This is a genomic window from Enterobacter cloacae complex sp. SHL012, from assembly GCF_049237505.1.
GTDB lineage: Bacteria > Pseudomonadota > Gammaproteobacteria > Enterobacterales > Enterobacteriaceae > Enterobacter > Enterobacter kobei.
This window is the reverse complement of sequence record NZ_JBMKIZ010000013.1, coordinates 22,172-29,209: the sequence shown is the minus strand read 5'-3', so window position 1 is coordinate 29,209 and position 7,038 is coordinate 22,172. Positions and strand designations below refer to the sequence as shown.

The following is a 7,038-nucleotide window of genomic DNA, read 5'->3' as shown; positions in this document are numbered from 1 at the left end:
GTATGTTCACTCAGAGACTTGGTATTCATTTATTGTCCGAAGACATTAAGAATCCATGTCACTTTGAGTGCCCACACAGATTGTCTGATAAATTGTTAAAGAGCAGTTGCAACGCGGCTTTCGCTCACCGTTGCGAGGTGGCGTATATTACGCTTTCCTCTTTCAGAGTCAACCCGTTATTTCAGGATTTTTTCTCTTCAACCGACCGGGTTATCTGTGAAGTGATTCACATCTGCCGTGTCGATGGAGGCGCATTATAGGGAGTTCTCCGCAGGCCGCAACCGCTAAATGACAGAAAAATGACTGACTGCTGCATTCCACAGCAAAACCCCGCCTTATACCCTTTTACACACAGACTTATCCACAATGATACGAAAAAGTAAAAATGTGCGAGCGTTGCGCAAACGTTTTCGTTAAAATGCTCGCGCTTCACAAGGATGCCTCGTCAGGTGTGTTAGATGAGTTTTTCGCAGGAAAATTCATCTAACGCTCTCTGTAATCGTGAAATCCAGGGGATTTACCATGCAACAACGTCGTCCAGTCCGCCGCGCTCTGCTCAGTGTTTCTGATAAAGCCGGTATCGTCGAATTCGCTCAGGCACTTTCTGCACGCGGTGTGGAGCTGCTTTCTACAGGCGGCACCGCACGCCTGTTAGCAGATAAAGGTCTGCCGGTAACCGAAGTGTCCGATTACACCGGTTTCCCGGAGATGATGGATGGACGCGTCAAAACTCTGCATCCGAAAGTGCACGGCGGTATTCTTGGCCGTCGCGGCCAGGACGATGCCATTATGGAAAAGCATGATATTGCGCCAATCGACATGGTTGTCGTTAACCTCTACCCGTTTGCCCAGACCGTTGCCCGCGAAGGCTGCTCTCTGGAAGATGCGGTAGAAAATATTGATATCGGCGGCCCGACCATGGTGCGCTCTGCAGCCAAGAACCATAAAGATGTGGCCATCGTGGTGAAGAGCAGCGATTACAACACCATTATTAGCGAGATGGATGCCAACGAAGGGTCACTGACGCTCGACACGCGTTTCGACCTCGCTATCAAAGCCTTCGAACACATCGCTGCATACGACAGCATGATCGCCAACTACTTCGGTAGCCTGGTGCCGGCTTACCACGGTGAAAGCAACGATCCTTCTGGCCGCTTCCCGCGCACGCTGAACCTGAACTTCATCAAGAAGCAGGATATGCGTTACGGCGAGAACAGCCACCAGCAGGCTGCCTTCTATATAGAAGAAGAGATCAAAGAAGCCTCGGTTGCCACCGCTCAGCAGGTTCAGGGCAAGGCACTCTCCTACAACAATATTGCTGACACCGACGCTGCGCTGGAATGCGTGAAAGAGTTCAGCGAGCCAGCCTGCGTTATCGTCAAGCACGCCAACCCTTGCGGTGTGGCGGTGAGCACCTCTATTCTGGACGCTTACGACCGTGCTTACAAAACCGACCCGACCTCCGCGTTTGGGGGCATTATCGCCTTCAACCGCGAGCTGGATGCCCAAACCGCGCAGGCCATCATCTCCCGACAGTTTGTTGAAGTGATCATTGCACCATCGGCATCCGAAGAAGCGCTGAAAATCACCGCGACAAAACAGAATGTGCGCGTACTGATTTGCGGCCAGTGGGCAAATCGCGTGCCGGGTCTGGACTTCAAACGCGTGAACGGCGGCCTTCTGGTTCAGGATCGCGATCTGGGTATGGTGACAGAAGCTGACCTGCGCGTAGTGACCAAACGCCAGCCGAGCGAGCAGGAGCTGCGTGACGCGCTGTTCTGCTGGAAAGTGGCGAAGTTCGTCAAGTCCAACGCCATCGTCTACGCCAAAGAGAACATGACCATCGGAATAGGCGCAGGCCAGATGAGCCGTGTCTATTCTGCGAAAATTGCCGGGATCAAAGCAGGTGATGAAGGGCTGGAAGTGAAAGGTTCCGCCATGGCCTCTGATGCCTTCTTCCCGTTCCGTGACGGTATCGATGCGGCAGCCGCTGTAGGCATTACCTGCGTGATCCAGCCTGGTGGTTCTATCCGCGACGACGAAGTGATTGCCGCCGCCGACGAGCACGGTATCGCGATGATCTTCACCGACATGCGCCACTTCCGCCATTAATTCCCGGAGCAGAAAAATGAAAGTATTAGTGATTGGTAACGGCGGACGCGAGCACGCTCTGGCGTGGAAAGCGGCGCAGTCTCCGCGGGTGAAAACGGTCTTCGTGGCACCGGGTAACGCCGGTACTGCCCTGGAACCCGCTTTGCAGAACGTCGCCATCGGTGTGACCGATATCCCGGCCCTGCTGAACTTTGCCCAGAATGAGAAAATCGATCTGACCATTGTCGGCCCGGAAGCGCCGCTGGTGATTGGCGTAGTTGACGCGTTCCGCGCTGCTGGCCTGAAAATCTTCGGACCAACGGAAGGTGCTGCCCAGCTGGAAGGGTCTAAGGCCTTCACCAAAGATTTCCTGGCACGTCACAACATCCCGACGGCGGAATATCAGAACTTCACCGAAGTGGAGCCAGCTCTGGCTTACCTGCGTGAAAAAGGCGCGCCGATCGTTATTAAAGCCGACGGTCTGGCCGCCGGTAAAGGCGTTATCGTTGCGATGACCCTCGAAGAAGCGGAAGCCGCGGTTCAGGATATGCTGGCTGGCAATGCCTTTGGCGATGCAGGCCACCGTATCGTGATTGAAGAGTTCCTCGACGGCGAAGAAGCGAGCTTCATTGTCATGGTCGACGGCGAGCACGTTCTGCCGATGGCCACCAGCCAGGATCATAAACGCGTGGGTAATGGCGATACCGGTCCTAATACCGGCGGGATGGGCGCCTACTCCCCTGCCCCGGTGGTGACGGATGAAGTACATCAGCGCACCATGGACCGCATTATCTGGCCTACCGTGAAAGGCATGGCGGCGGAAGGGAATACCTACACCGGTTTCCTCTATGCAGGTCTGATGATCGACAAGCAGGGCAACCCTAAGGTTATCGAGTTCAACTGCCGCTTTGGCGATCCGGAAACTCAACCGATAATGCTGCGCATGAAATCGGACCTGGTCGATCTGTGTCTGGCGGCTTGCGAAGGCAAGCTGGACGAGAAAACCTCAGAGTGGGACGAACGTGCGTCTCTGGGCGTGGTGATTGCTGCGGGCGGTTATCCGGGTAACTACAACACCGGTGATGAAATCCACGGCCTGCCGCTGGAAGAGATTGACGGCGCGAAGGTATTCCACGCGGGTACGAAACTGTCTGACGACGAGCGCGTCCTGACCAACGGCGGCCGCGTCCTGTGTGCTACCGCACTGGGTCATACCGTTGCAGAAGCGCAGAAGCGTGCCTATGCGCTGATGGCGGATATTCACTGGAACGGTAGCTTTAGCCGTCAGGATATTGGTTATCGTGCGATTGCGCGCGAGCAGGGCGAGTAATTTTCCCCCTCACCCTAACCCTCTCCCTCAAGGGAGAGGGGATTTACGTCAAAAACTCTTCTCTGTCGGCTGCCACGTGCAGAAATCTTCGTTCGCCACCAGCAACAGCTGAGAGCCTTCCGGCGCCTCAAGCCACGCGACACTCACTTCCATTGATGAATGACGCTGACGGCGTTGAATATGTTCGGTCGCCCAGGATTCAAGCTCAGGCTTCACCGTCTGCCCTTCGCAGGTGGTTACCGTGCCATCGTTATGCCAGCGCCCCTGACGCAGCACCACACGTCCAAGACGAAGCGCATCGCTGGTCTGGCGGATTTGTTCAGCACGATAGCGGTAGAGGGCAATCTGATCGCTGGAAAGCTGCTGTTTTTGACCACTCACTTCACGCTGCATAAAGCTCAGCTCACCATGGTCGTCAAAACGCACTTTCACATGTTCGGGGGTTTTACTGTAGACGTTCAGTTCAATCAGCGACAGGTAATCACCCTGCCAGCGATACTCCGCGGTCGACGTATTGCCGTTATGCCACGGACTGAAAGCGGAGAGCAGATGCACTTCGCCGCCGGAATCTTTGCGCCATATCCTCACCGCACCCTGATTGTCAGCGTAGCCGCTGGCGGTAAACGGTGGCAGAGAGGTGTCGTGGCTGCAGGCAGACAGCAGAAGCACGCCTGCCAGCGCGAGCGTTCCACGCCGGAATGACAAAAGGGGCGTTGCCGCCCCTTCGCTAAAACTGTTCACTGCCACGCGTCTTACTTAACAGCGTCTTTCAGTGCTTTACCAGAAACAAATGCCGGCACGTTAGCTGCGGCGATTTTGATTTCTTTACCGGTCTGCGGGTTGCGGCCAGTACGCTCAGCGCGGTGGTTCACTTTGAAGGTACCGAAACCAACCAGTTGTACAGCATCGCCTTCTTTCAGAGACTCAGTAATAGCAGCCAGGGTAGATTCCAGAGCAGCTTTAGCCTGCACTTTAGACAGATCAGCCTTGTCCGCAATTACATCAATCAGTTGAGTCTTGTTCATAAGTTATCCTTTCAATGTGTTTATCGCTTGCTAAGCATCGAGTGCGACGAAAATGCCAAAAAAGCACTCTCCTGCATACACGCACCGATAGCCACTTTTTTTCGCCCCCCAAATGTAGACCAGACGGGGGGCAGAAGGGAAGAGTCGAGGTGCGACAAAACAGGCGTTAAATCACGTTTTGTTGTCTCATTGGTTAAAAATTATACCAATATTGCTCTCGCCCGACTCACGTAAGTCCGCACGCAGCCCTTTGATCAGCTCAATGTCACGTTCTTCACACTCTGCCAGCAGGCGGAAAATTTCCCACTGGATATCCCATTCCTGCTCAACCGCCGGGTTAGCTCGCAGCTCTTCGTCGGTCATTTCACGGCCTTCCTGGGTCATTTCGAGCATCGCAACGGTCGTAATGGATGCCTTACTGACTTCGATAGCATGCTCCAGGGTTTCGCCACTCAGACGGGAGTGGATCAGCTCACTTAATGCCACGCAGGCATCAATGGCCGGATAGACACCGTACAGATCAAAATCATCCGCGGCCGGGATCGCCTCTTCCAGCTTCTCCAGTTGGGAGTCGAAATTCACCTTTGCGTCTTTGACCGTCAGCGTTTCCCAGATCAAATCCAGAATGCGGCGGTAGATATGACCATCACCAAAGCCCGTCTGCTTACAGAACGCGGCATAGTTGGGATACATGCGCTCGCACAGGCAAGCCATAAAGGTGACGTGCTGCCAGCTTTCCAGCTTCTCAAGGCGCAGATGAATCGGGTTTTGTAACATGATGATGTCTCGAATCGAAAATTAGCCGCAGTTTACCTGAATCACGGCTGAATTTCCTGCCAACGAACAAAAGCCGGACGCGAGGAAGCGACGGCGTCCGCCCAGCGGGTTGGCTCCGGTAAACGGTAGCCCTTCATGCAGCGCTGAACCCACGCCAGTGCGCTGTCCATGCTCACCCGGTGACCGGTCGCGATAAACAGCGGATTACAGCGCGCTTTGCTGCGCCAGACCCACGCCAGCTGCTCGCCTTTATGGATAAGCGGCGCCAGCGCACCCGGCTCGGGGGAAAGTGGTTCAAACGCGCCACACAGGCGTTTTTTGGCAACGCCAATGGTCGGCACATCCACCAGCAGCCCAAAATGGCTGGCCACGCCTAAACGGCGCGGATGTGAGATACCGTGTCCATCCACAAACAGCAGGTCAGGTTTTTGCGAGAGCTGCTCCCATGCAGCCAGCAGCGCGGGATACTCGCGAAAGGAGAGGAAACCCGGAATGTACGGCATAGTGGTGGCGATACGCGCCACCTTGTACTCAACCAGCTCCAGCGAAGGGTATTTCAGAACCACCATCGCCGCTCGCGTCACTTCACCACCCTGCTCGAATCCGACGTCCGCTCCGCCAATGTACTGCGGGGGATCCTTATCCAGGCGATCCTCGCGGATCACCGATGAAGCCAGTTCAATTTGCCGAGCGCGTAGCGACGCGAGATCCATAACCACTCCTTACTGGTGATACTGGGCAGAAAGCCGATGCACCGCCTCCACAAATACGCCTGCATGCTCTGGCGGAACATCCTGATGAATGCCGTGGCCGAGGTTAAAGACGTGGCCTTTCCCCTGGCCGAAACCAGAGAGTATAGTCGACACTTCTTCTTCAATGCGGGCTGGCGGTGCATAGAGCATGGACGGGTCCATATTGCCCTGCAGCGCCACTTTGTCGCCCACGCGACGGCGAGCATCAGCGATATCGGTCGTCCAGTCGAGACCCAATGCATCGCAGCCGGTCGCCGCCATCGCTTCCAGCCACTGACCGCCACCTTTGGTGAACAGCGTCACCGGCACGCGGCGGCCTTCGTTTTCACGCAGCAGGCCATCAACGATTTTGTGCATGTAATACAGGGAGAACTGCTGATAATCGCGCCCGGTCAGTACGCCACCCCAGGTATCGAAAATCATCACTGACTGCGCGCCCGCTTTAATCTGCGCGTTGAGATAGAGCGTGACGCTCTTCGCCAGCTTGTCCAGCAGCGCATGCAGAGCCATCGGCTCGGCGTACATCATTTTTTTGATCGCGGTAAAAGCTTTGCTGCTGCCACCTTCAACCATGTAAGTTGCCAGCGTCCACGGGCTACCGGAGAAGCCAATCAGCGGCACTTCGCCTTTCAGCTCACGGCGAATGGTGCGCACGGCGTTCATCACATAGCCCAGTTCGCCTTCCGGATCGGGGATCGGCAGCTTATCCACGTCGGCTTTGCTTTTGATCGGGGAGGTAAAACGCGGGCCTTCGCCGGTTTCAAAGTACAGGCCAAGGCCCATTGCATCCGGAATGGTCAGAATGTCCGAAAAGAGAATGGCGGCATCCAGCGGGAAGCGGCGCAGCGGCTGGAGCGTCACTTCACACGCCAGCTCAGCGTTTTTGCACAGCGACATAAAATCACCTGCCTGCGCACGCGTGGCTTTGTACTCTGGCAGATAACGTCCTGCCTGGCGCATCATCCACACCGGGGTGACATCAACGGGCTGGCGCAGCAGCGCACGCAGATAACGATCGTTCTTCAGTTCGGTCATTTTTGCAGTTCCTTAAGCGTCATGGCCT

The 7,038-nt window shown here is 55.5% G+C and carries 7 protein-coding genes; 2 read left to right on the top strand and 5 right to left on the bottom strand.

Annotation, left to right across the window (positions count from 1 at the left end; genetic code table 11):
• Positions 1-522: 522 nt before the first annotated feature.
• Both purH and purD read left to right on the top strand, forming a co-directional pair.
• Positions 523-2,112: a bifunctional phosphoribosylaminoimidazolecarboxamide formyltransferase/IMP cyclohydrolase gene (gene purH, locus ACOTY9_RS21990; protein WP_421637402.1), complete on the top strand. Its 1,590-nt coding sequence runs from the start codon at positions 523-525 to the stop codon at positions 2,110-2,112.
• Between the two features lie 16 nt (positions 2,113-2,128).
• Complete coding sequence (purD, locus tag ACOTY9_RS21985; RefSeq protein ID WP_023331769.1) at positions 2,129-3,421, top strand: phosphoribosylamine--glycine ligase; 1,293 nt, start codon at positions 2,129-2,131, stop codon at positions 3,419-3,421.
• Between the two features lie 48 nt (positions 3,422-3,469).
• Here the strand turns inward: purD and ACOTY9_RS21980 are convergent, their stop codons facing one another.
• From ACOTY9_RS21980 to hemE, 5 genes are all read right to left on the bottom strand, one after another.
• Positions 3,470-4,162, bottom strand: a complete 693-nt coding sequence (locus ACOTY9_RS21980) for a DUF1481 domain-containing protein (RefSeq protein ID WP_045282296.1) — start codon at positions 4,160-4,162, stop codon at positions 3,470-3,472.
• A gap of 11 nt (positions 4,163-4,173) precedes the next feature.
• On the bottom strand, positions 4,174-4,446 hold the full coding sequence (gene hupA / locus ACOTY9_RS21975; protein WP_002445246.1) for a nucleoid-associated protein HU-alpha: 273 nt from the start codon (positions 4,444-4,446) through the stop codon (positions 4,174-4,176).
• 186 nt (positions 4,447-4,632) lie between these two features.
• On the bottom strand, positions 4,633-5,223 hold the full coding sequence (locus tag ACOTY9_RS21970) for a YjaG family protein (protein WP_014882079.1): 591 nt from the start codon (positions 5,221-5,223) through the stop codon (positions 4,633-4,635).
• Positions 5,224-5,264: 41 nt separating this feature from the next.
• Positions 5,265-5,936, bottom strand: coding sequence for a deoxyribonuclease V (nfi, locus tag ACOTY9_RS21965; protein WP_348566160.1), 672 nt, complete (start codon positions 5,934-5,936; stop codon positions 5,265-5,267).
• 9 nt (positions 5,937-5,945) lie between these two features.
• Entirely contained in the window at positions 5,946-7,010 is a 1,065-nt protein-coding gene (gene hemE, locus ACOTY9_RS21960; RefSeq protein WP_348566159.1) for a uroporphyrinogen decarboxylase, read from the bottom strand.
• Positions 7,011-7,038: the final 28 nt, after the last annotated feature.